Annotated in this window: 31 protein-coding genes and 1 pseudogene; 30 read left to right on the plus strand and 2 right to left on the minus strand. The window is 50.8% G+C overall.

What is annotated here, in order from left to right; all coding sequences use genetic code 11:
- Positions 1 to 510: 510 nt before the first annotated feature.
- The 30 genes and pseudogenes from KSP24_RS03080 to KSP24_RS03220 all read left to right on the plus strand — a co-directional run bounded on the left by KSP24_RS03080 (position 511) and on the right by KSP24_RS03220 (position 22,580).
- On the plus strand, positions 511 to 759 hold the full coding sequence (locus tag KSP24_RS03080) for a hypothetical protein (protein ID WP_216974435.1): 249 nt from the start codon (positions 511 to 513) through the stop codon (positions 757 to 759).
- A 149-nt stretch (positions 760 to 908) separates the two neighbouring features.
- Complete coding sequence (gene terL / locus KSP24_RS03085; RefSeq protein WP_367949280.1) at positions 909 to 2,633, plus strand: phage terminase large subunit; 1,725 nt, start codon at positions 909 to 911, stop codon at positions 2,631 to 2,633.
- A 230-nt stretch (positions 2,634 to 2,863) separates the two neighbouring features.
- On the plus strand, positions 2,864 to 4,243 hold the full coding sequence (locus KSP24_RS03090) for a phage portal protein (protein ID WP_167440823.1): 1,380 nt from the start codon (positions 2,864 to 2,866) through the stop codon (positions 4,241 to 4,243).
- Between the two features lie 116 nt (positions 4,244 to 4,359).
- Positions 4,360 to 5,058, plus strand: coding sequence for a phage minor capsid protein (locus KSP24_RS03095; RefSeq protein ID WP_225164775.1), 699 nt, complete (start codon positions 4,360 to 4,362; stop codon positions 5,056 to 5,058).
- Between the two features lie 165 nt (positions 5,059 to 5,223).
- A complete protein-coding gene (locus tag KSP24_RS03100) occupies positions 5,224 to 5,808 on the plus strand; it encodes a phage scaffolding protein (RefSeq protein WP_254207551.1) in 585 nt (194 codons plus the stop codon).
- A 57-nt stretch (positions 5,809 to 5,865) separates the two neighbouring features.
- Positions 5,866 to 6,984, plus strand: coding sequence for an SU10 major capsid protein (locus KSP24_RS03105; RefSeq protein WP_216974437.1), 1,119 nt, complete (start codon positions 5,866 to 5,868; stop codon positions 6,982 to 6,984).
- A gap of 49 nt (positions 6,985 to 7,033) precedes the next feature.
- Positions 7,034 to 7,474 (plus strand): hypothetical protein, encoded by a 441-nt coding sequence (locus KSP24_RS03110; RefSeq protein ID WP_216974438.1) that lies wholly within the window; start codon positions 7,034 to 7,036, stop codon positions 7,472 to 7,474.
- On the plus strand, positions 7,474 to 7,683 hold the full coding sequence (locus KSP24_RS03115) for a hypothetical protein (RefSeq protein WP_216974439.1): 210 nt from the start codon (positions 7,474 to 7,476) through the stop codon (positions 7,681 to 7,683). Before KSP24_RS03110 ends, KSP24_RS03115 begins: the two co-directional genes overlap by 1 nt.
- Positions 7,684 to 7,697: 14 nt before the next feature.
- Positions 7,698 to 8,096, plus strand: coding sequence for a hypothetical protein (locus tag KSP24_RS03120; protein WP_216974440.1), 399 nt, complete (start codon positions 7,698 to 7,700; stop codon positions 8,094 to 8,096).
- Position 8,097: 1 nt separating this feature from the next.
- On the plus strand, positions 8,098 to 8,415 hold the full coding sequence (locus KSP24_RS03125; RefSeq protein WP_216974441.1) for a hypothetical protein: 318 nt from the start codon (positions 8,098 to 8,100) through the stop codon (positions 8,413 to 8,415).
- Positions 8,416 to 8,889, plus strand: coding sequence for an HK97 gp10 family phage protein (locus KSP24_RS03130; protein WP_167440733.1), 474 nt, complete (start codon positions 8,416 to 8,418; stop codon positions 8,887 to 8,889).
- Entirely contained in the window at positions 8,846 to 9,319 is a 474-nt protein-coding gene (locus tag KSP24_RS03135) for a hypothetical protein (RefSeq protein WP_216974442.1), read from the plus strand. The genes KSP24_RS03130 and KSP24_RS03135 overlap by 44 nt, the downstream gene beginning before the upstream one ends.
- Before the next feature lie 238 nt (positions 9,320 to 9,557).
- Positions 9,558 to 10,412, plus strand: coding sequence for a phage tail sheath subtilisin-like domain-containing protein (locus KSP24_RS03140; RefSeq protein WP_367949276.1), 855 nt, complete (start codon positions 9,558 to 9,560; stop codon positions 10,410 to 10,412).
- Positions 10,413 to 10,428: 16 nt separating this feature from the next.
- Positions 10,429 to 10,869, plus strand: coding sequence for a phage tail tube protein (locus tag KSP24_RS03145; RefSeq protein WP_193190890.1), 441 nt, complete (start codon positions 10,429 to 10,431; stop codon positions 10,867 to 10,869).
- 57 nt (positions 10,870 to 10,926) lie between these two features.
- Positions 10,927 to 11,301, plus strand: coding sequence for a phage tail assembly chaperone (locus KSP24_RS03150; protein ID WP_216974444.1), 375 nt, complete (start codon positions 10,927 to 10,929; stop codon positions 11,299 to 11,301).
- 256 nt (positions 11,302 to 11,557) lie between these two features.
- The gene (locus tag KSP24_RS03155; protein WP_216974445.1) at positions 11,558 to 11,752 is read left to right on the plus strand and encodes a hypothetical protein; all 195 of its coding nucleotides are present in this window, start codon (positions 11,558 to 11,560) and stop codon (positions 11,750 to 11,752) included.
- Between the two features lie 879 nt (positions 11,753 to 12,631).
- Positions 12,632 to 12,955, plus strand: a complete 324-nt coding sequence (locus KSP24_RS03160; protein WP_216974446.1) for an HNH endonuclease — start codon at positions 12,632 to 12,634, stop codon at positions 12,953 to 12,955.
- A gap of 239 nt (positions 12,956 to 13,194) precedes the next feature.
- A pseudogene (locus KSP24_RS03165) lies at positions 13,195 to 14,961 on the plus strand (phage tail tape measure protein); the annotation flags it as partial.
- 89 nt (positions 14,962 to 15,050) lie between these two features.
- Positions 15,051 to 15,647, plus strand: coding sequence for a LysM peptidoglycan-binding domain-containing protein (locus tag KSP24_RS03170; RefSeq protein WP_193190941.1), 597 nt, complete (start codon positions 15,051 to 15,053; stop codon positions 15,645 to 15,647).
- Positions 15,647 to 16,792: an XkdQ/YqbQ family protein gene (locus tag KSP24_RS03175; RefSeq protein WP_216974448.1), complete on the plus strand. Its 1,146-nt coding sequence runs from the start codon at positions 15,647 to 15,649 to the stop codon at positions 16,790 to 16,792. The genes KSP24_RS03170 and KSP24_RS03175 overlap by 1 nt, the downstream gene beginning before the upstream one ends.
- Complete coding sequence (locus tag KSP24_RS03180; RefSeq protein WP_216974449.1) at positions 16,789 to 17,253, plus strand: DUF2577 domain-containing protein; 465 nt, start codon at positions 16,789 to 16,791, stop codon at positions 17,251 to 17,253. The genes KSP24_RS03175 and KSP24_RS03180 overlap by 4 nt, the downstream gene beginning before the upstream one ends.
- Positions 17,243 to 17,668: a DUF2634 domain-containing protein gene (locus tag KSP24_RS03185; RefSeq protein ID WP_216974450.1), complete on the plus strand. Its 426-nt coding sequence runs from the start codon at positions 17,243 to 17,245 to the stop codon at positions 17,666 to 17,668. Before KSP24_RS03180 ends, KSP24_RS03185 begins: the two co-directional genes overlap by 11 nt.
- The gene (locus KSP24_RS03190; protein WP_216974451.1) at positions 17,669 to 18,745 is read left to right on the plus strand and encodes a baseplate J/gp47 family protein; all 1,077 of its coding nucleotides are present in this window, start codon (positions 17,669 to 17,671) and stop codon (positions 18,743 to 18,745) included.
- Complete coding sequence (locus KSP24_RS03195; RefSeq protein ID WP_216974452.1) at positions 18,742 to 19,314, plus strand: YmfQ family protein; 573 nt, start codon at positions 18,742 to 18,744, stop codon at positions 19,312 to 19,314. Before KSP24_RS03190 ends, KSP24_RS03195 begins: the two co-directional genes overlap by 4 nt.
- A 2-nt stretch (positions 19,315 to 19,316) precedes the next feature.
- Positions 19,317 to 20,084 carry a phage tail protein gene (locus KSP24_RS03200; protein WP_216974453.1) on the plus strand — a complete coding sequence of 256 codons (768 nt, stop codon included), beginning with the start codon at positions 19,317 to 19,319 and terminating at the stop codon, positions 20,082 to 20,084.
- Between the two features lie 21 nt (positions 20,085 to 20,105).
- On the plus strand, positions 20,106 to 20,414 hold the full coding sequence (locus KSP24_RS03205) for a BhlA/UviB family holin-like peptide (protein WP_216974454.1): 309 nt from the start codon (positions 20,106 to 20,108) through the stop codon (positions 20,412 to 20,414).
- Positions 20,415 to 20,421: 7 nt separating this feature from the next.
- Entirely contained in the window at positions 20,422 to 21,198 is a 777-nt protein-coding gene (locus KSP24_RS03210; protein ID WP_216974455.1) for a M15 family metallopeptidase, read from the plus strand.
- Position 21,199: 1 nt separating this feature from the next.
- Positions 21,200 to 21,394: a hypothetical protein gene (locus tag KSP24_RS03215; protein WP_216974456.1), complete on the plus strand. Its 195-nt coding sequence runs from the start codon at positions 21,200 to 21,202 to the stop codon at positions 21,392 to 21,394.
- Between the two features lie 205 nt (positions 21,395 to 21,599).
- Positions 21,600 to 21,674, plus strand: a complete 75-nt coding sequence (locus tag KSP24_RS25555; protein ID WP_220450166.1) for a putative holin-like toxin — start codon at positions 21,600 to 21,602, stop codon at positions 21,672 to 21,674.
- A gap of 315 nt (positions 21,675 to 21,989) precedes the next feature.
- Positions 21,990 to 22,580: a DUF4352 domain-containing protein gene (locus tag KSP24_RS03220; protein ID WP_216974457.1), complete on the plus strand. Its 591-nt coding sequence runs from the start codon at positions 21,990 to 21,992 to the stop codon at positions 22,578 to 22,580.
- 57 nt (positions 22,581 to 22,637) lie between these two features.
- On the opposite strand, the gene KSP24_RS03225 is transcribed toward KSP24_RS03220, so the two are convergent.
- Together KSP24_RS03225 and KSP24_RS03230 are read right to left on the minus strand one after the other, a co-directional pair.
- Positions 22,638 to 23,036 carry a YhjD family protein gene (locus KSP24_RS03225; RefSeq protein WP_216974458.1) on the minus strand — a complete coding sequence of 133 codons (399 nt, stop codon included), beginning with the start codon at positions 23,034 to 23,036 and terminating at the stop codon, positions 22,638 to 22,640.
- Between the two features lie 115 nt (positions 23,037 to 23,151).
- Positions 23,152 to 23,333, minus strand: a 182-nt coding sequence (locus KSP24_RS03230; protein ID WP_216974459.1) for a hypothetical protein, incomplete at its 5' end; no start/stop codon positions are given.

The raw sequence follows: 23,333 nt of genomic DNA on the forward strand, positions 1-23,333 counted from the left end.
CCGAAATTTCCCGATTCACACCCTCACGCTTCACCGTAACAACGCGTTACACTACGAATAGGCAACCGTGCTTCGAACGTTCGTTCGTTGAATAAGCGGTGCATAAACGTGATAGGGGGTACGGGAAATACACGTATAATCTTCCAGTATGTAACGGGGCTAATCCGCATAACAACGCGGGTTATCCGTATTATGCGCTGGAAATGTATATGCAATGTATAACGCGGATTTATGCAACGTGAATGAACGCAGTAATGGCGCGGGTTCCGGGCGCAGACATATTCACAAAACCGTGTATTTTGTGAACATGTCCCGCATACCCGGTGTATATCGGTACCTTTACGATTAGGGAACGAAGAAGGGAGTCTGCGCTTCAATTGCGTAAGATTAACGCTTTAATACAGCGCAGAATCACCGTACCCCCAAGCGCCCCCTCGCGCGGCCCGGAATCTGGTGCGTAAATAATCCGCGCACCAAAATTAACTTTTGACTTTTACGGAGGTGCAACGTATGGATTGGTTCGAGCTTAGGGATATGTCACCGCAGGATCGCGCTAAATTATTCGCAGAACACTTCGAAAGTCTGGCGGAGGTGCTTACGCTATACCCGGAATCCTACGTTACTTACGATAAGGGCTGGCGGGAGTATTGCGCGAGAGTCGGTAAGTCGGAGCCGTTCCGTTTTGCTTATGGATACGCCGCTGATCCTAACGACGCACTCATGTTCGCAGCACTTGCCTATAAATTGACGTTAAATTAGCGTTTAAACACGTTGACCCTAACGAGACTACTCGGAAGATGCGAAACGGGCTAATTTCACGGTAAATCCACGTCAAAACAAAGGGGGAGGCGGTATCTATCGCTTGGGTTAACGGTAAATGGCTCTGTAGGGAAGAAAGACAGATAGTGATGGACGAGTTAAGAGTTTTTTGTAAAACGGCCCGAACTACGCTAAGTAGGCTAAAGGCGACGGATACCGCTGTCCCTGGAGAACTCACTACTGCAATAAAAGCAAAAAAAGACGAACTAGAAAGACTAGAGGCCATACACAATTCTGAAACGGATTTGATTGCGTTCGCTCTCGAATACTTCAGCGAGGCTAAAAATCCGGGCAACGCGGGCAATTGGGACGGATTCGATATCGTAGACGTGAACGAAGCGCCTGATTTTCATCGTGAAATTAGCGTGATAATGGACGATGTTTCGAACGTTAATACCAACGATAAGGTCGCAGTAGCGGCGCCCCGTTCTCACGCTAAATCAACGTATCTTTCCAAGGCGTTTCCCCTTCGCGAGATAGTGTACCGAAAACGTAAGTACGAAATTATCATATCGGAGACGCCGGCAGTATCAAGCGGTAACCTGGACTGGATTTCAATGCAGCTCAAGCATAACGAGAAGCTGCGGAGGGACTTCGGTCCTTTGCTATCCCCGAAACAACAGGAGAACCCGAAGGATAATAGTTCGGAGTTTATCGCGTGGGAGCCGACAGACAGCGGAATACCGAAAATGCTCACGAAAGTTGAAGCGGCATCTACCGGCCAGGCGCTTCGTGGTCGTAACTGGAACGGTGTCCGTCCGGATTTGATCGTATGTGACGACTTGGAGGACATCAAGTCTAACGCGGCCACGCCAGAACTACGCCAGAAAATGCGTGACTGGTTCGCACAGACCGTCGTACCGCTCGGTGATCCGAAAGGCAAGCGTACAGCCTTCGTATACATGGGAACAACGGTCCATCACGAGGCGCTGCTCGTTAACGTACTGTACAAGCGATCGGACTTTAAGAGCCGAGTTTATCGTGCGGTTATCGAATGGCCAGAGCGTATGGACTTATGGGAGGCGTGCCGTCTCGTCTACGTCGATCGAGATAATCCGAATCGAGCTGCGGACGCAAAAGCACTGTACGAGATGAATCGCGAGGAAATGGACCGTGGAGCTATCGTGCTTTGGCCGGAAGCGCAACCGCTATGGAAGTTGATGACGTGGAAATGGGATAACGGGACGAAGGCGTTCAACACGGAGTATATGAACAATCCGGTCGATGAGGAGTCGATGATCTTTAATCCGGAGTCGTTCACGTACTGGGATGAACGAGATAAGGACCGTGATTTTTCAACGAGTGAGTATGATATTTATCTCGGAATTGACTTTGCGATGGGTAAAACGCGAGGTGACTATTCTGCGGTCGTTACAATTGCGCGGCATAAACAGAGCGGTACGAAGTACGTAGTTGATGCGTACGGGGAACGAGTTAAGCCGGACGAGTTTATGCGCGTCATTGTCGATAAGACGCTGCGTTATCAACCAACTGCGATCGCAGCAGAAGCGCAGGCAGCGCAGGAGTTTTTCGTCCAGAAGCTAAAGGAAGCGTTAAGGGCTGCGGGTTATCCCGCACAGACTCGCGTTAAGGAAATACATCAACGGTCCCGTAAGGACCTCCGTATAGAGGCGCTGCTCCCGGATATCGAGAGCGGCGCTATTCAGTTTAGCCGAAAACATGCGTTATTACTGGAGCAATTCGAGCTCTACGGGACGGGGTCACATGACGATTTACCGGATGCACTCGAAATGGCCGTTAGTATAGCGAAGACCGGACGCAAGAAGCTCCGGAATAAGCCGAAATGGATGTAACGGAAAGGAGGAACGCAATGTCTGAGTTTTACGACGTAAAAGAAACGAAACTATTTTACACCGGAGCTCAATACCCGCCGGTTTATGAGATTCCTCGATTGGCGAAGTATGAACGCGGACGGGCTATTTACCAAGGTCGCCACGTTGAGATATACGACCGCGCCTCCGGACTCCTAAAAGATACGCCGTTTGCGCCGCAACTCAAAACGTTATTTATTGCGGTTAATCTTATGGACGTGTTGCTAACGAAGCCTGCGGACTTAATGGTCGGCGAGGCTCCTACGTTTGAGACCGGACACGATCCGGAATCCCCCGAACAAACAGCGCTAAGTCGTATCGTTGAAGAGAACGACCTAACGCAGATGATTCACGAGATTGTAATCGGAGCAGGCTTTCGGGGCGACTCGTTCCTAAAGACGTACTACGGCCAACGTGCGGATGTATCTGAGACGCTTCAACTCGGTTTAGATGCGCCAGACGCACCGCTGGAGCCGATTATTGAACCCGTAGACGCTTCGATTGTATTTCCGGAGCTCTCGCGCGGCTCTAAAAAACGGTTTAAGGCGATGAATATCGCATGGGTAGAGTGGGAAATCGAAAATAGCAGCCGGATTATGTCGTTCTTATCCGGAATCCCGACTACAGAGACGCCGTATCTAAACGTGGAGCGCCATATACCGGGCTATATCGTGTACGAAAGATATGAACTTACGGAGCGAGGCGTGGATGACCGATGGGGGGCGCCTATTCCAACGTATAACATCGGTGAGCAAGTTCCGACCGGACGGGAGCAGGACGTTGTACCGACCGGGATGCCGGAACTGCTCGTCGAGCACATTCCGTACAAGACAACGGACGCAGATTGGCGCGGGGAGAGCGGTACGGAAAAGCTAGAGAGCGTACTGGCCGCGGTCAACGATCGACTCGTCCAAATTGACTATATCCTTTGGAAGCACAGCGATCCAACTGCGTACGGACCCGATTTTCAGGAGGACGACGACGCGACGGTACGTAGTGGTGGGCGTTATATTCCCGTGACCAAGGACGATGCAACGCCCGGCTACATGGTATGGGATTCTCAACTGGAAGGCGCATTTAAAGAGCTCGATATCCTTCTTGGTCTCGTTTACCAAATAAGCGAGACGCCGCAATGGCTGTTTGGTACGACGCTCGCTTCAGATAAGGGCGGAACAGGAACGTCGCATACGGATGCTGGCGCGATTAAAGCTCGATTTATGCCGATCTTGTCCAAGGTAAAACGCATTAGAGCGCACGTTGACCGAGGTCTACGTAATGCGTTGTGGAAGGCGATGAAACTGGAGAACCACGCCAACGACGGCGTCGACGACTTCACAGCGTACGAAGCGACGTACCCTACGATTACTTGGCGTGACGGTATTCCGCGTGACGAGAAGGAAGCGGCAGAGGTCGCTAGCCTGCGCACTGGCGGTAAGCCTACGTGGTCGGTTACTGACGCAATTAAAGACCTCGACGGGGTTGATGACGCACAGGCAGCCGAACTTGTCCGCAGGATTGACGCCGATGAACAGCGCGTTTCCGGCACTGTCGACGCTTCGATATTTAACGCTGAAACTGGCGGTGACGCCTAATGGACGATCCGAATTACGATGGCCCCGTGTCTAAACTACTCGGGGCTTTTCGGCGTGCTCGTTCAGCTATCGGTTCCGCCGTCAGTCGCTTATTTACGCGAGGAGCTAACCACAAGATGGCGGACGCAGCCGCAAAAGAAGCTTCCGAGGCTCTAGCGAAACTGAACGCAGAGTCAAAGGAATGGGTAAAGGACAACCTCACGAAAGCTGCGCAGGATGGCGTGAAGCGCGCGCTAATTGATATTGGTGCTGCTAAAACGCTGCTTGAAGCTGCGGAAAAAGCGAAGCTGAATCGGGCTAATCGCGATATGTTGGCGGCTGCGATCCTCGATACTCACGCAGACGTGCTTGCTGTAACCGCGAATATGGATCGTAAAACGAAGGCAGCTATCCGCCAGGCTCTTGCGGAGTCGCTTCGCTCGAACCTATCGCAAGGAATAAACGGAAACACGACGCTTCAGCGGGACGTGGTCGACCGGATGCGTAAGATACTCGGAGACGCGGTAGACACCGGGATTATTGACGCAAAAGGTCGCCGCTGGAAGCCGGAAGCCTATGTCGATATGCTCGTCCGTACAAAAATGGCGGAAACACAGCGCCAAGCTACGATAAACGAAGCGCTCGGTCGCGGCGTTTATTATGCGCAGATATCAAGTCACGGAGCAAAGGACGCTTGCAGTAAGTGGGAGGGGCGGATTGTAAAACTTACGCCGGACGCCCCCGGTGATTACCCGTATTACGGCGACCTACCTCGGCGGGAGATTTTTCATCCACGTTGCCGACACGTCTTGATGCCTATACGAAATCCGAAATAATGTCGGACCTACGATACGTCCTAAAACTGACGGATACTATGCGCTACGCGGCGCTTAAACGCGGGGAGACATATGAGTAAAACAATCAACGTTAAGTTTCCGCTGAATCTACAACTGTTCGCGGAGGGTGATCCAGACCCAACGCCGACTCCGCCAGCCGATCCGATGCCTGTGAAGGCCTTTACGCAGGAGGAGCTTGACCAGGTAATTGCGGACCGTATCGCTCGTGAACGTAAGAAGTATGCGGATTACGACGAGTTGAAGACGAAACTGTCTGACTTCGAACGTGAGAAAGAAGAACGTGAGAAGGAGAAAATGACCGTTACAGAACGGCTCGAAGCCGAGAAGGCAGCAGCGCTGAAAGCCGCCGAAGACGCGAGAGTTGAGCGTGACAAAGCGCTAACAGCCGCTAATCAACGTCTTATCAGGGCTGAATTTCGTACGATGGCTCGCGAACTAAACGTTCGACCTGATGCGCTCGACGATGCGTATGTTTTAGCGGACTTGAGTTCTGCGTCCGTTGGAGATGACGGAAGTATCAACGGCGTTGAGGACGTAGTAAAAGCGCTAATCGAAAATAAACCGTTCCTCGTTGAGCAACCGAAAAAAGAACCGTCGCCGATCGGAGGTCCTTCCGGTGGAAACCCCTACGATAAGGAAACACGCACACTTGAACAACAACTCGCGGAGGCAAAACGAGCTAGAGACTTCGCAAAGGTCATTGAATTATCTAACAAACTTACACGCTAAAGCTTCGGAAAATCCGAGGCTTTTTATTTTCCCTAAATTTAAGGAGGAAATTTATACATGTTGAGAACTTACGATTTTCAGGACCAAGTACGCCAGCTTGAAGCGGGTATTTCACTAATTATCGATGATGCCCCGAACCTGCTCGGCCTTATCGGGCTAGGATCTAATTCTCTGTATCAGACAAAGTTCGAATGGATGTCCGATAACCTGAATTCTAACCGCGCAACTGCCGCTTCTGCTGCCGCAGCCGACGCCACATCGATCACGGTAGCCGAGGGTGACGGGCTCAAATTCCGCGTCAACGCAATCGTAGTTTCTGGCGAAGAATATATGCGCGTAACTGCTGTGGCTGGTGACGTTATTACTGTTGTCCGTGGCTATGACGGCACGAATGCGGCGGCAATCACCGCTGGTGGCGAGATTAGAATCGTAGCACGTCCGCAGTTGGAAGGCGCACTGCCTGGCGTAGATGAAGGCCACGACCGCTATGTTGATTACAATGTAACGCAGATCATCGAACGTTATGCGCAAGTATCCGGTACGCAGCAAAACGTACGGACATACAACGTTACGGACGAGCTGAACTACCAAGTACAGTTGCGACTAAAAGAGATGCAACGCGAGATGAATGACTGGTTGATTTACGGTCGTCGTATTGATGGTGCTCCCGGCATGCCGCGCACAACTGGCGGTTTGCTTTACTTTGCTGATAAGAAAGGCGCAGCGAAAAAGAATGCTGAGGGCAAGGAGGTTACTCCAGAGTTTCTGAATGACCTGTCTGAACAAATCTACCTGCGAGGCGGCTCAGTAAACACTATCCTTACTAACACTGCTGGCGCACGTCAAATCACGAAGTTCGCAAAAGATACGATCAGAACAGAACGCACAGATACGGAGACCGGCCACAAGATTCAGACGTTCGTTTCTGATATCGTAGGCGGTTCCGTAGCAACCGTCATCGTCGATCCGAACTTTCCGAAAAACAAGATCGCATTGTTTGACCGTAATATCTTGTCTATTGATGCTCTGAATGGACGCGCGCTGCATGACATGGACGCTACCGTAGCCGGCGCTGACTTTGTGGCCCGTCAGATCCGTGGCGAGTACGGTGTAACCGTCAAGAATGCGGGCGAGAAGATCGCTATCCTGGATAACATTAGCACATCGGTATCTTAATCGGAGGGGCTTCGGCTCCTCTTTAATTTTAACGGAGGTGACCGCGTAAATGGCGATTTCAGATCGCGACAAAGAACGTCTAAACCTAACTAGCCCGGCCGCGCATGACATCGGATTGGGCGATATCATCCAATCTATTCAATCCGGGGGCAGCGGCGGACCATCGTCCGTAGCATGGGCGGATATTACCGGAAAGCCGTCGACCTTTGCTCCAGCAACGCACACGCATACTGCGGGACAAATCTCGGACGCAAGTACAGTAGGTAAATCCGTTATGACCGCGGCAGATGCGGCTGCAGCTCGGACGGCAATCGGGGCGGGCACGTCTAATCTAGCCCTCGGTACTACCGCATCAACCGCAGCGGCAGGCAACCACACACATGCGGCCAGTGCCGTAACAGCTACGGCAATCGCACCTGGTACCGCAACAAACGTCCAAGGCATCCTCGCAGAGCTTGCGGCTAGAATTGCAGCATTGGAGGCGAAATAATGGCGGAGTATCACGCAAGTCCTCGGTACTCGCTCGATGGTATCGAATTTGACGTAAGCGGCGTTTACGTAACCGAAGATGCCGGAGAGATTGCACGTTTGGACGCGTTAGTGCCTACGTGGATTAGCCGTATTGACGTGAAAGAACCGGAGGAACCGAAGAAGCCACGCGCGAAGAAGGCGCAGACGACGGAAACCTCCGAGGAATAAACGGAGGTGTTACCGTGGCAACTACGATTTTAGCGGCAGATGCGTATATTAATGCGTCTTGTCTTGACGTAGAGGATTGGCAAGCGAGCGACGCTGCGAGAAAACAACGAATATTAAATGTCGCAGGACGAACGCTCACGACCGCCTATCCGAAATACGTCATTCCAGACGCCGCGACCTACGAATTTGCGAATGTACTTTCGATTTTGTACAACGATACCGGGCGGCTTCAGCGGCAGGGTACAGCGTCATTCGGCTTAACTGGCGTATTCAACGTCACGTTTAAAGACGGAAGTACAACGATGCCTTACGATGACCTACGCAAGTTTATCCCGCAAACAGCGCTTGACCTAATCGGCGCGGAAAACGGCGTGAAGCTATCGAAGCGCTCCGCGAAATGGACGGTGATGTGACGTGCCACTCGTATCCATGCGGCAAACAATAACGATAACGAAGGCTGCGAAAGGTAGCGGATGGGGTCACACATCGCCTGGAGCGGAAGTAGCGGTATCTGCACGTGTATCCGAACAGACGAAGACGGTTACGAATCAGTTCGGAGACGAGACGGTATCTAGCATGACGATATTAATCGACAAGCTGGCGGACATATCGTACGACGACGAGATCACGTACACGAATGAGCTCGGGGTAACGATTAAACGTAAGCCTATCGCGATTCAACCTAAACGGGGGTTGTCCGGCAAGGCGCTAATAACGGAGGTGAACGTATAGATGGCGGTAAACAGACTTGATTTTGACGCCACACGCGGAGCTCCGTTTATTAAGCGCGTTATTGGACGGTTCTTTAAGGGATATCGTACGCGACTTGAGGACGCGGTTTCTTCCGGTTCGAAGATCGGAATACAGGACGTTATGGACGAGTGGCGTCGGGAGTCTACGAACATTGCTCCGCTGAAGACCGGCACGTTGCGGCGTAGTATTTCAACGGACGTTACGAAACAAGGCGACAAGTGGGTCGGCGAAATCAGTGCGTCCGCAATCGAGGTTAAGGGGAAGCGGAAATTCGATTACGCTACGTATCTTAACGACGTATACCCGAAAAAGCACGGCGATTCCTTCCGTAATCCAACAACGCCGGGAACCGTTCCGGGGTTTTTGGATAAGCCGGCGGAGGAAAACGAACGCGAGTGGCAACGTAAGATTGAGGCGGAAATCAAAGCCGCGATCAAGCGAAAGGGGCTTTAACATGGCGCTGATTAGCGAGATTGAAGCGATAGAGGCGTTCATAAAGCGGAAATACCCTACCGCAACATACGAGAAGCAGACAGTCCCGAAGCAACCTACGCCGGGGCTTTTTGTTGTCCGCTTTTTGCGTGATGGCCGGACGCTTGAAACCGGAATGCATTACCGGATTGACCGCGATTATCAGATCATTCATTTCGCGAAGTATCCGGAGGAGACGATGCCGGTCATGTCCGAGCTGAGTGCGGCTATTTACGCAGAGGGCGGACTGCCTGACGTGCATATGCGATTCGAGGGCTTTGGCTTTGCGCAACCAGTTCTCACAGAGAACAAGATATACGCGACGGTCGGTGTTTTGCAGACGACAGTTCGCGAAATGAAGCCGCAACGACAGTACGACAAGATCAACCACATACATCCGCGTTACGTGTAGGGCGTCCAACTGGGCGCTCTTTTTTATTTCCAAAGGAGGTTTTTAGATGGCCGGAGGTTCATGGGACCCTACTGCGTTACCTATTCAACCGGGTCTTTATTTCAACTACGTCGAAGCGGCCGCAGCGCAGATTAACGGAGGCGCACGCGGCACGGTCGCGATTCCACTGTTAAATTACGGCGCAAAGGCGACAGCTAAGACGTTCTACACGGTCGAAACGGAGAAAGCCGCATCCGATTTGTTCGGAGCGTCGAATATTCAGTCGATCTTATTTGCGTTGCAGGGCGGTGCTAAAAACGTACTCGTCTATACGATGCCGAAGACACCCGCACCGGAGGACTACATCGCCATGCGAGACGCCTACGACGCACGTGATTTCAACGTGTTTGCCTTTGATGGCGAGTTTAACGCGGACGAGCAAGCGTTGACCAAGACGTGGACAATCCGCAATCGTACAGAGGGCAAGCACTTTATCTCCGTGTTCGGGGGCGACGTGGCAACGGACGCCGATCCTGCGCTTGGTAACGCGCGGTCCGTACTTAATGCGGATAACTACATCGTTAACCTGATTAGCGGCGTAGTCGTCGGCAGCAAAACGTACCACTCATCCGCATTTTCTCCGTGGGTGGCCGGTTTGATTGCGGGTACAGCGATTAATCGCTCGACTACTTATGCGCAAGTACCGGCGGGTGACGTTACTCGGCGTTTGACCAAGACGGAGTTTGACGCAGCACTTACGGCGGGTTCGTTTGTTTTTGTTAACGACGGAACGAAAGTCAAGGTTAAGCAAGGGCTCGTAACGTCGAAGCAAAAAGTCCGTAATATGCGCGCACGGCAAGCGATTTCTACGGACATTACGAAGACCGCCGAGGACAATTACATCGGTAAGCTCAACAACAACGCGGACGGTCAGGCTACGTTAATGGTTGCGATTAAGGCGTACCTGGAGCGCTTGGAGAAATCGGGCGTATTGTCGGGACCCTCGGTCGGGCTCGATCCGAATTTCCCATCCGTCGGTGATCAAGTGTTCCTCGTAATCAGTTACGTGGAAGTCGATTCGATGGAACGTATCTTCATTACGGTGAACGTTTAAAGGAGCGTGAAAATAGATGGTACTAGATGCTACACGCGTCATTTCTGGCGCTTACGGTGCGGTGAACGATGCGGACGGTAACTGGATGTCCAACGTTTACTCTTGCGAGGCGAATATCGAGATCGGCTTCGAGGACGTCAAGCTCGCCGGTACACGTTGGACCGGAAATAAAGTAGTGTCCCTCAAAGGCTCCGGTTCAATCGGTAGCTACATGGTGACGTCGGAATGGATCGAAAAAATGGCGCAGGTTACGGACGACAAGAGTCCAGCATTTACTACGGAGCTTGTCGTTAAGTTGGACGATCCGGAATCGTTCGGTGCGTATCGCGTGCGGCTGAAAAACGTCACATTCGATAAAATTCCGATTATTCACTACGAGGTCGGTTCGATCGTCGAACAGGAGTTAACGTTCTTGTTCTCCGGATACGAGGTTATGGATAAAATTCGCGCGGCTTAACATACGAGGTCCTTCGGGGCCTCTTTTTAATTACGAAAATAACGGAGGTTGGCATAGATGGCTAAAGGACTTGAGGCGTTACTCGGTGCAACGACGGATTTACAGGAAGAGGTTTATATCCCGCGACTGAAAACGCATTTCACGATTAAGGCGTTGGACGAGGACGCAATCGAACGGGCTCGCGCGCAGGCAACCACAGGCAAAGACGGCTCTGTAGACGACGCATTACTTAACCGCTTGTTAATCGTAAAGAGCGCAGTCGATCCGGATTTTAATGATAAGACGCTTAAAGATCATTACGAAGCATCCGACGCAGCGGACTGCGTGAAGAAGGCGCTGCTGCCGGGCGAACAAACACGCCTGATTCAGTCGGTTCTGGCGCTTTCCGGTTTCGTGGGAGACGCGGAGCTCGTTGAAGACGCAAAAAACTAATTAAGTCGGGCGATCCGGAGGCGTACATGCTGCATGAGATTTTCCAACGTCACGGGATTCCCCCCGACGAAGTTTACGCAAAGGAACGAAGGCACCGCTTCTTTATGTACGCGTCGATGATGCTTCAGCTGGAACGAGAAGAAAAGGCACGGAGAACTAGCGCAGAAGGGAGGTAATTCCGATTTCATTCGATTTAATCGGGCATTTGCGCCTTATCGACGACATGTCTCGTCCTCTCCGTAGAGCGATGGGCGGGATGCTCAAGTTCGGGGCGGCTGCGACAGGACTTGGTGTCGCAACTACGGGGATTGCGTTTGCAGCGGATAGCGTAAAGAAAGCGATGGATTTCGAGTCACAAATGTCTACGATACAGGCGCTGACAGGCGCAACGGACGCGCAAACGAAAGCAATGCAGCAACTCGCGCTCCAACAAGGAGCATTAACGAAGTAGACTGATTGCTTCGCTACGGAGTAATCCGTAGAAAAATGAACTGTGTGAATTCGGTGAAGGCTAAAGGGAAGACCGTCGATTTGTAATGAAAAGTTAACTCCACTAACTAAGAGTCTGCATTACGTACAACGAAATGTGTCCCAATTCTGCACTCTCGTGTCCTTATATTAGAGGCCGGCGGTCTATACCGCCACAACACACATCTAATGAGGAGGGCTGTGGATGTTGAAGAAATGTGGACACTGTGGGAAGCAATTCAACGCCAGACGTAGTTCAAATAAGTATTGCAGTAGAGAATGTGCAGGTAAGTCAAGAAGGACTCGGGTCACGGTAGAGTGCTCTTACTGTCAATCACCTGTGGAGACGACCCCATATAAACTATCAAAATTTAACTACACTTATTGTAATATTCAGTGTCGGGCGGCACATCTGGGTACCCTGATGGCAGCAGAACGCAATCCTAACTACAATCGTTTAGAGACTATTTGTGATGGTTGTGGCGATTCTATTAGTGTTCAGCCCTACAGAATCAGAGACAATAAACACGTCTTCTGTTCTAATGAATGCTATAAAAGGAATATCGGGAAGTTTCAGCAGGGTTTTCTCAACCCTAAGTACCGCAGATTGGTACGCGCCTGTGAAACTTGCGGGGAGACTATCACAAGGATAGCGAGCTCCTATCGGGGAGAACACCACTTCTGTAGTCGATTGTGCTATCTTCAGTACCATTCACAACGAATGGCTCAGGTTAAGAAAGATAACCAAAAAGAATGTGATTATTGTGGGAAGTTATTCCACATAAAGCCCAGTGCAGTTGATAATAGAAAAACAACGTGTTGCTCAGTTGAGTGTGCAGGTCTACTACGTAGTGTCGTGTACGTGGGGGCAGATCACCCGCGATGGAACCCCGACCTTACGGACGAGGAGCGTTTGCAAGCACGTAGTTATCCTGAGTACACACATTGGCGCAAAGACGTGTTTTTCCGAGATGGGTATGCGTGTGTATCTTGCGGTGACAGTAGAGGCGGAAACCTCGTGGCGCATCACGTTCGTAACTATGCGGAGTATGTAGAAGGGCGTACTGACGTGGATAACGGAGTAACACTCTGTGAGACCTGTCATGTAGCTTTCCACAATCAATATGGTTATACAGGCAACACTGAAAAGCAACTTATTGAATTTATCCACGAGGAATGCGCTTGACGGACGCGTTCCTTTTGCTTTTCCCCATGCTAATACCGAGCCGAGCCGTGTAAGAAATTACCGGAAGGTGTAACGACTAGGTGGAGTAGCCTAAACCGTAAGGCATGGCAAAACACCCACGAGCGCACAGCGCCCGACCGAATTATGTCGAGGGCGAAGATATAGTCTGAACTTACGGGAAACCGTAAGAAGTAGAGGATAAAGAGCCTCTACGATAACATTTTGATTCAGCACTTGAAGCTGCACAAGGGATCGAAGAGTTGCTCAAAGCGGGGATGACTACGGCACAGGTTCAGGCGGGCGGACTTAACGCAGCACTTAATCTCGCAACTGCGGGTAGTCTCGGCCTAGCGGAATCTGCGGAAATTATGTCGACCGCGCTTAACTCGTTTAAGAAAGACGGCTTAACTGCGGCGCAGGCTGCGGATATCTTGGCGGGTACGGCGAACGCCTCAGCTACGGACGTACACGATTTACGTTACTCGTTGGCAGCGGTTGGTTCAGTTGCAGATGGCGTAGGGCAGTCGTTTAAGGACACGAATACAGCGCTAGGCTTGTTCGCGAATAACGGGCTGAAGGGCGCAGACGCGGGTACGTCGCTGAAAACGATGCTCTCGAACCTCGTGCCGATGACGGACAAGGCGTATGGCATGTTCGAGGACTTCAATCTCTTGACCGTAAATACCACGGATGCCCTCGCATTTATGTCCAAAAAGGGCATTAAGTCAACGGGCACATCCGTCCAAGCGGTTACGAAGGATATCGAGAAATACGTTGCAGCGCAGACGGGACTCAAGGTCGGTACGGCTAAGGCCACGAAGGAAACGAAGAAGTTCTTAACCGCGAGTAATCTCGTACACTCTGCGTTTTACGACGAAAAGGGTGAGATTAAAGACCTAGCGCAAGTAGCGGATTTGCTGAAGAACCGATTCGGAAAGCTTACGAATGAGCAGCGTCAATACTATCTGCACCAAATCTTCGGGTCCGACGCGATTCGTGCGGGAAATATCCTCTTTAAAGAGGGCGCGGCTGGCGTTAAGAAGTTCCAGCAGGAGATGGCGAATGTCACCGCGCTACAAGTCGCAACCAAGAAGATGGACAACGCAGCGGGCGCGGTTGAGCAATTCCAGGGCGCAATCGAGACGTTGCAGATTTCCGCGTTGCTTCCGACGATGCCGATCCTGAAGAAGCTCGCGCAAGCTGCTGCGGACTTTGTCGTTAAGTACACCCCGCGAATCACAGCCGCCATGCAGCGTGCGGTCGACACGTCTAAGTCGTACCTAAAAACGCATTTTATAAACAATCCGGAGTTTAACAAGCTTCCCGATATTAAGAGTAAAATTGCGTTCGTATTCGACGACGTTAAGAAGACGTTATCCAATTGGTGGAACGGAGGCGCGTCCGAAAAGTTTGCGCAGTTCGGTAAGGAATCCGCAGTTGCAATCGGGAAGAATTTCGCGAGTACAATTGCCAATAACCCCGAATTTGCGTTTATTCTCGGCTTGTTTATTGCGGGGAAGGCGCCGAATCCGATCGGTCTCGCAGTGGCACTAGGAATCATTGCTGATCCGTGGGTTAAGAAAACAATAGATTTCCTGCGGACCGGATTACGTGAGGTTAGCGGAGCAGCAGGCGGAGAGCGGTTGCTGGAGTATAATGCGCAACTCAATAGCACGCCGAAGGGCACGCCAGTAATTAAGGGTCCTACGGAGCTTAAAGCACCGTCGAGCAAAGTCGACCCTAACGATACAAGTTTATGGGCGGATTTCCGCAGAGCAACCGGGTTCGCAAGCGGTATTGATACCGTTCCGTACAACGGAATGCCCGCACGTCTCCACAAAGACGAGGCGGTCCTTACGAAACACGAAGCGTCAGAGTGGCGTGATCAGCAACGCGGCAAAGGCGGGCATAGCGGTGTCGTAATTAATATGTACGGTACTACGATACGCGAGGATGCGGATATCGATAAACTAGCCCGTCAACTGGCGGTACAACTTGCGAGATAGGAGGCGATGATTTGCAGTTTTGGCTCAAGTACAATAACGGCGCGGAAGTCCTATGGCTCCCGGTTAATCCCGAGAGTATCAAAACAACGATGACCCACGGGTACGAGGACGTAGAGATATCGAATCTCGGCGAGTACACGATAATCGGCAATCAGCGCCTTCGTGAGTTCTCGTTTTCATCATTTTTCCCACGAGATTATAACGCCGGCTACTGCTCGTACACGAACCTCAAGGAGCCGCGTGAGTACGTAGCGATAATTGAACGTTGGATGCGTAGCGGTAAGCCCGCCCGGTTTATTATCACCGGAACATCCGTTAATTTCGCGGTTACTATCCGCTCCTTTGAGTACGAGGAGCGCGGTGGCGAGCCTGGCGACATCTACTATACGTTATCACTGAAGGAACACGTATTTATCGAGATTGCGAAGAAATCGGATAATAAGAAGCTTACGGGCTCCGCGTCAAAGACGATGCCGAAGCTTACATCCTCAGCCAAGCGTCCGAATACAACGGTCAAGGCGAAGTCCTATACGGTTAAGGCTGGCGACTCGCTTTGGAAGATTGCGCAACGGGCAGACGTACTCGGCAACGGAGACCGCTGGCGTGAGCTTTACGCGAAAAATAAGTCCGCAATCGGTCCGAACCCTAACGTGCTCAAGCCGGGGCAAAAGTTGGTGATTCCGTAATGGGAACGGGAGCTGCACAGATTAAATTGCTATATGACGGTAAGTATTGGATCGAACCGCTCGTTAAATCCGCAACATGGTCCGGAGACGTCGCGCAGCCACACCGTACGTTGACTATCGCGTACTCCAACACGTTAAATGCGGACGATAAGCGGATCGCGTTTGAGCTCGGAAAGGAACTCCGGTTTTACGCAGACGATGTGGGTCTATTCCGCGGCGTTATTTTTACGTACGACATCGACGACAAAGGCGATACAACAATTACGGCGTACGATGAAAACGTGTACCTGACGAAAAACGCTGATACGCAAAAGTTCGTAGGCAAAACGGCTGGCGCGATCGTTTCCTCGTTGTGTAAGTCGTTCGGAATCCCGGTTGGTACCGTCGCAAACACGGGCTACGTTATTCCGAAGCTCATCCTCCGCGATATGTCGTTATGGGATATGATTACGACGGCACTGACGGAAACACGTAAGCAAAATAACCGTAAATTCATCGTTTACTCGCGTGAGGGTAAGCTTTTTTTGCGTGAGAAAAAGGACGAGGTTATCCGCTGGATGCTGGAGGATGGCGTTAACATTACGTCGGCCCGGCGTAGCCAGTCTATTGAGGAGATGCGGACAGCGGTCAAGGCGCAGGGTGGAACGGAGGAAAAGCCGATAACGTCTACGGCTAAGGATGCCGCGTTGATTAAAAAATACGGAATGATGCAGCACGTAGAGTCTGCGGATTCGGACGCAACCGCTTCGCAAATCCAACAACTTGCGAAAGCAAAACTAAAGGAACTCGGTAAAGTCGGCGAAGACGTGTCGGTAGATGCTTTAGGTATTACGCAAGTTGTCGCGGGAACTGCTGTTTATGCGTTTGAATCCATGACGGACATTGTCGGCGGCTATTACGTAAATGCGGATACTCATACGTTTACGAACGGTACACACACGATGTCGCTTACGTTGAGTAAAACCGATGACCTGCCGAAATTGGAGTATGAAGAATCAGAGCCGAAGAAAGAAGCAGCCAAGAAGAAGAAAAAGAAAGCAAAGAAAAAATCCTCAAAGGCAAATAACAGCGGTAGCGGCAGTACAATGAAGGTTTTAGACGTTGTCTCTGAAATGGAATCGATACGGGGAGGAGCGAAGAAATGATCGAACGAATTGACGGAGGCGGCGTATCGCAATTCCGCGACGTCATTAAGCAACTCGGACACAACGTAGAAGTCGATATCGAATACGCAACAATCCTCGCTCCTCCGCCAGCTCTCCGCGTCCAAGTCGATAATATGAAGATTGAACTCGACGCAGACGACGTAATTGTTCCGGAGCATTTGCGTGAACATACGCGGAAAGTGTCCGTTAAAGCGGTGGAGCCGACTACGCTTGAACTCAACCGATATACGCGCGTAACAAAGGAGACCGAATCGTCTGCGCCTGTTAATTCGAAAGCGTTCAGCGACGTGTTCAACTTCGGAGGCTTCACGTCCGGTACGTTTGAGATTACGCTTCATGACACGCTGAAGGCGGGCGATCGCGTGGCCGTTGCGTCGTTTGGCGCGGGACAACGTTATATCGTGCTGGATCGGATAGGAGGTGCGGCTGATGGCGCTTAGTCCATTGCCGGAAGTTGACGTAAATCTCGACGCAGACCTTGACGTAGTAACGGAAAATGACGTGGAGCCGAGTCGGACGTATGCCCTAGATTTGGATAGCGGAGTAGTCGGCGGGATTATTGATGGACGCGAGGCGATTCGCCAGTTTATTCTCAAAGCGATATTAACCTCGCGTTTTCACTTTACGATCTACGACGAGGACTACGGATGTGAGCTCGAAGACTTGATCGGTCAGGACGTTCCGATGGAGCTGCTTGAAACGGAAATACCTCGGGTCATAACCGAGGCACTTATTTACGACGACCGAATTGACGACGTATATGGATTCGAAATTATGCAAGAGGCGAGCGATTTGTTCGTCTCTTTTTACGTGGATACAGATAACGAGACAATACCGATGGAGGTGACGCTATAGATGTACGAGGATCAAACGAAGGCCGCGATACTACAACGGATGCTCGACGCATCTCCGGAGGATATTGACAAGCGGCAAGGCTCGGTTACGAACGATTTACTCTCACCAGCCGCTATCGAAATGACCGGACTTTACACGGAATTGGACACAGTACTTACGATGGGCTTTACGGATACCACAAGTGACGTCTATCTCGACCGTCGCGCAGCAGATTACGGACTGACACGCAAAGCAGCGGTAAAAGCGAAAGGTACATTAACGTTTAAGGGTCCTAACGGGACGGTTATTCCCGCAGGAACCGTTACATCGACGGGCGCGGCGGTTCCGGTTTATTTTATAACGACGGCTGACGTAACAATCGCAAGCACAAGTGCGACGGTCTCGGCTACAGCAGAAGAGGCGGGCGTATCCGGCAACGTAAGTATTGGCGCAGTTAATACGATGGTGGGCGATTTAGTCGGAGTCGTAACGGTAACGAACGCAGTTAACTTTGAGGGCGGCGTAGATAGAGAAACGGACGATGCATTTCGTGATCGCTACTACGAACGAGCGCGGCGGCCAGTTACGTCGGGTAACGCGAATCACTATCGACAATGGGCGCGAGAGGTACCCGGTGTGACAGATGCGCGTGTTTATCCGGTATGGAAGGGCGCGGGCACTGTTAAGGTCGTACTACTTGGTGACGACAAGACCTCGCCCGATTCCGCAGTCATAGCCGCAGCCCAAGCGTACATTGATCCGACACAGGACGGACGCGGCGAAGGTCAGGCACCGCTCGGCGCGGTGGCTACGGTTGTGGGAGCGGAAGAGGTTCCAATTAATATCGTAGCTGACGTGGACTTGGCGCCGGGTGCTACGTTGGACGAAGTAAAAGCGCTAGTCGATGCGGGAGCGCGTAAGTACCTCGAAACGTTAGCCTTCGCGGACCCGATCGTTCGTATCAATCAGATCGGCAACGTAATTATCGACATCCCCCCGGTCAGGGACTATGCGTCACTTACGCTTAACGGTACGACCGGCAACATCATCGTTGCGGACGGGCAGGTAGCGGTACTCGGGACGGTGACGATATCGTGACAAAGACAGCGGAACAAATGCGTCAGTTTATGCGTGATTCGCTTCCGGATTACTATAACGAATCCCGTATCGCTGACAATGTAGTCGACCGCGAGGCCGAGGAACTAGCGCGAGTCGGTGCATCCGCTAACGATGTACTTGATCAGTTTTACATCGGTTCGGCTACGTGGGGGCTTACGCGGTGGGAGAAGATATTCGGAATCACCACGGACCCAACGAAAACGTACGAGCAGCGGCGTGAGGTCCTTCGCGGTAAGCTCCGTGGCGTTGGACGGGTAACCGCGGAGCTTATCGAGAACGTAGCGGCCGCGTATGCAAACGGAGAAGTAGACGTGACGCCCAACATCGCTAGTTACACGCTTACGATTACATTCGTAGGCGTTTTTGGCGTGCCTGCGCAAATTGACTTATTAAAAGAAACGTTACGCGAAATTATACCGGCGCATCTCGCAATTGACTACGTGTTCCGCTTCTTTACGTATGCGGAACTAACTGCATTGAACCAAACGTACGGTGAGATTGCGGCAACGGGGAAGATGTACGAAGACATATATAACCGGAGGTTTTAACGATGGCAAATACGGATAAACTCAACCTACCGCTAATTGAGCCAAACATGACTGCGGACGTACCGCGCGACATGAATGCGCTGGCCGAGGCGATAGATGCGAAGGCAGGTGTTGCGGGTGGGCTTGCGGTACTTGGTGCAGACGGGAAGGTGCCTGCGGGTCAGCTTAACGTAAAGGACCCGGTTGACGCAAGTACGACGGTTAAAGGTATCGTCCAACTTACGAATGCAACGAATAGTACGTCAGAGACTTTGGCGCCGACCGCTAAGGCGCTGAAGACGGCTAATGATAGAGCAAATGAAGCATACAACCGGGCTGACCAGGCTTTTACGCAAGCCAGTGATCTTAAATCCAAGGTCGCTAACGCTATCACTGGCAAAGGCGGAAACGCCAACTCGGCCATGACCGGAGATCAGTTAGCGGCGGCAATTTTAGCTTTATCCGTAAAGCATACCGCAAGCGGTAATCTAGGTGTAACTCTAAACGGTATCCGTTTCGGCGAATCAAAGTCACTAGACATTCCTGTAGACTTTAACCCCAATACGGTGCTCGTTAAAATATTTGTTTCGGGACTCAAACCGGGGGGAGGGACTGTCTCAAGTGTTGGTCCCGAAATTTTACCTATAGATCCGGTAGGGACAATACAAAATAGTCAAATTTCCTTGAGTTATACTAGATCGGGCAGAAAAATCACGTTTAACCATACGACGCAATCCGTCGGGGTAGATTCATATTATGTGTATGTAAGTAACTGGTGGGCGTACGAGTAATAGAGAGAGGGCGTATAACCGATGGAACAAACGTTAATAAACGCAGCACTAAAGGACGGTATCTTCGCCGTCCTTTTTGTCGCGCTCTTTTTATACCAATTACGTGAGTCCCGACGCATTCAGGACGATGGCAAAGCGCGTGAATCCCGCATCCAGGACGAAGCAGCCGCGCGAGAGCTGCGCATCAATACCGAGGCACGCGAACGAGAGGACCGCTTGCTAAAACTCGCGGAGGGCATTACGCAGCAATTCGAAACGCTCGCGGGCCAGTACGAGACGTTGCGGATTGACGTCAACGATATCAAGTCGGCGATTAAACGGGAGGGTTAACGTAAATATGGCGAACAAACTCACGCTAGATCAAGTCCGCGCTAAGTCAACGAATCGAATCGCGGGTCTGTCTGACATCCAACGTAAAGCGGCCGAGTTGCTTATCGACTTTGCCTATGCGTGCGGCGTGCCGATTGTTATCACGCAAGGGCTCCGCACCATCGACGAGCAGAACGGACTTTACGCACAAGGCCGCAGCAAGCCCGGCCAAATCGTAACGAATGCTCGCGGAGGTTACAGTTACCACAATTTCGGCGTTGCGATCGACTTTGCGTTATTGTTGCCGGACGGGAAAAACGTATCGTGGGATATGCGGCGCGATGGAGACGGGGATGGCATTGCGGACTGGAACGAAGTCGTTGCGGAGGCAAAACGGATCGGCTGGAATTGGGGCGGAGATTGGCGCTCGTTTAAGGATTATCCGCATTTCGAGATGACGTTCGGGTTATCAACCGCAGACTACCGCGCAGGCAAGCGCCCGAGCCAGACGCAACTTAATACTGCGATGGCGAAGATTGACGCACTTAAATCGAATAAACCGGAGGATGATGACGAGATGACAACGGAAGAAAAAGCCGCTTTTAAAGCGTTGCAGGATCGTGTAGTTGCGCTGGAATCTACGAATAAGCTCGCGAAGGTGCCGGCGTGGGCGGAACAAGCGTGTGTTAATGCGAAGGCAGTCGGGCTTTTGGATACCGCGAACGACGGTAGCTACGATTTCTACCGGATGATTACGATACTCGACCGCGCTGGCGTATTTGGTGCGAAGGGAGGTGCAGCGTAACATGAAACAACGTTTAACTAATCCGTTATTCATCGCAGCCGTCGTCGGCCTTGCGTACCAAATTCTCGAAAAGTACGGAGTTGCACCGGACTTCGGAACGTGGCAAATCGGAGTAGACATCGTGTCGTACGCGTTAATCGGGACAGGCGTGTACTCGACGTTCAAGACGGAGCAGAAGGCGGAAGATACGAAGTAACAGACTTTAACGGACTCATTTGTGCGGGAGATTGCGTGAGTGGGTCCGTTTTTTCTTTTAGTGACAACGTGCTACTTCTTCAGATGTAGTGTATTTAATTACGATTGTATAAAATGGTAGGCAGTTAAGGGGAGATACTGTATAATTTAAAAATGCAGGGCATAGCAAAAAGCGGTCCTCTCTTTTAGGGAGGAGGTGACCGCCCATGACTGTGTATGAATCTTTGTCACTTATGATAATGTTCGCCACACTTGTCATTATTATAAAACGCAAAAAATAGCCCACATCCGTGCAAAGATAGCGGCTATTTTTCGTGAAATACAATCAAATTAGACTAGGGCCGCGCTATGTCTTGCGATATTAGCGGCCTTTTCTTTTTGTAATGCGTTACATTTTTTCTTTTTGTAATGCGTTACATTTTTTATTTTATTATACACTAAGCATTGACTATAAACAATTGTTTTATTATTTTGCCTATATAATTAGGGAAAAATTTATGTAACAGGGAGTTTGTTGTTATTTTTCGTGTAACTGTAGTGACAGTGGCCTAGTCCGATGGTATTATGTGGATATACGAAAGAGCGGAGGGGAAGATGTGAAGGACAAGATATACGGCGTTATTGGCGCGGTAGTTGCGCTATTCGTAATACTTGCGGTTAGTGGAAAGCTGACGTCTGATAATCCAGAACCGTTGCCCGCAAGTACCAATACAGGTAGTTCCGTAGTTTTGGCAGATACACCAAAGGCTACGATGCCTGAAGATAAGAGTGAAAGCGTGACACCAAAATCTAAAGGTCCAGTGATCGGGGATAAAGTAAAACTTGGAACTTACGAGTTTACTGCAACGGGAATCTCTGAAAAAGGCTCCGTAGGAGATATAACCACAGAAGGTAAGTTTGTAGTTGTCTCTGTAAAGGTTCGTAATGTAGGAAGTAAACCTGTTAACATAGATAGCAACTATTTCACTCTATACGATTCTAACGGTCGTAAATATGACCCAAGCGGTGATGCTAATTCATACTTAAAGGAACAGTTTGCTTTCGATAGCTTAAACCCCGGACTTAGTCGAAAAGCACAAGTTGCATTTGAAGTCCCTATTGATGCAGTAGGTTTCAGTTTAGATGCCAGAGATAACATGTTTGATACACAATATGCGGATAAAGTAACAATAAATCTAAGTAAGTGACTAAATAAACTAAGCGCTTGTCTCTTCGGAGGCAGGCGCTTTTTCTTCGTTGTACGTTCAAGGCCGCAGCGTACTCCGTGCTGCGTTTACTTTACGAGTATCCAGTCCGAGATATTTCCGCATCAATAACCCGGCCTCTGCCGCCACGAACGAGTTGAGCATCATAAAGCGGCCGTGATAGCCGCGGCATTGATATAGCGCAACTACTTGGACGGAATCCCGTGTTTCCTCGTATACTTTAACGCCTCGTTTGCGCATAGCGGCGCGTATGTCCTTTAGTTCCGAGCTCACTGCGTTCATCGCGCGCTCAACGACCTCTACGTATGGACCGGGCGTGCGTAATCCGGCTGACTCGGAAAGTATACGTTTGTCGCGTTCAAAAGCGGTAAGTACCATCGGTAATAATAAATATGTACGGACGAGTGCGTGGTCCTCTGCGGTTATCTGCGTAGTCATGTTGCGAGCCTCCGTGTTAAGAACGTGTGTTCTTATTATATCCCGCACATAACGCTTGTATACCGGAAATATTTACCGTATAATATAACGGTAGCAACCGCACAGGAGCGGGAGCCTACGAAATCACATCACGCATAAATGAACGGTGAGGTCCTCGGGTACTTGTCGTCAATTTAACGTATATAATCGGTCTAAAACGTTGATATAGCGCGGTTTTAACACGCTTACTATTCGTAAGGGACTTAAAATCCTGCGGTAGGTGACTACCGTACCGGTTCGATCCCGGTCCTCGGCATA

Source organism: Paenibacillus sp. AK121 (assembly GCF_019042715.1).
GTDB classification, from domain to species: domain Bacteria; phylum Bacillota; class Bacilli; order Paenibacillales; family Paenibacillaceae; genus Paenibacillus; species Paenibacillus polymyxa_C.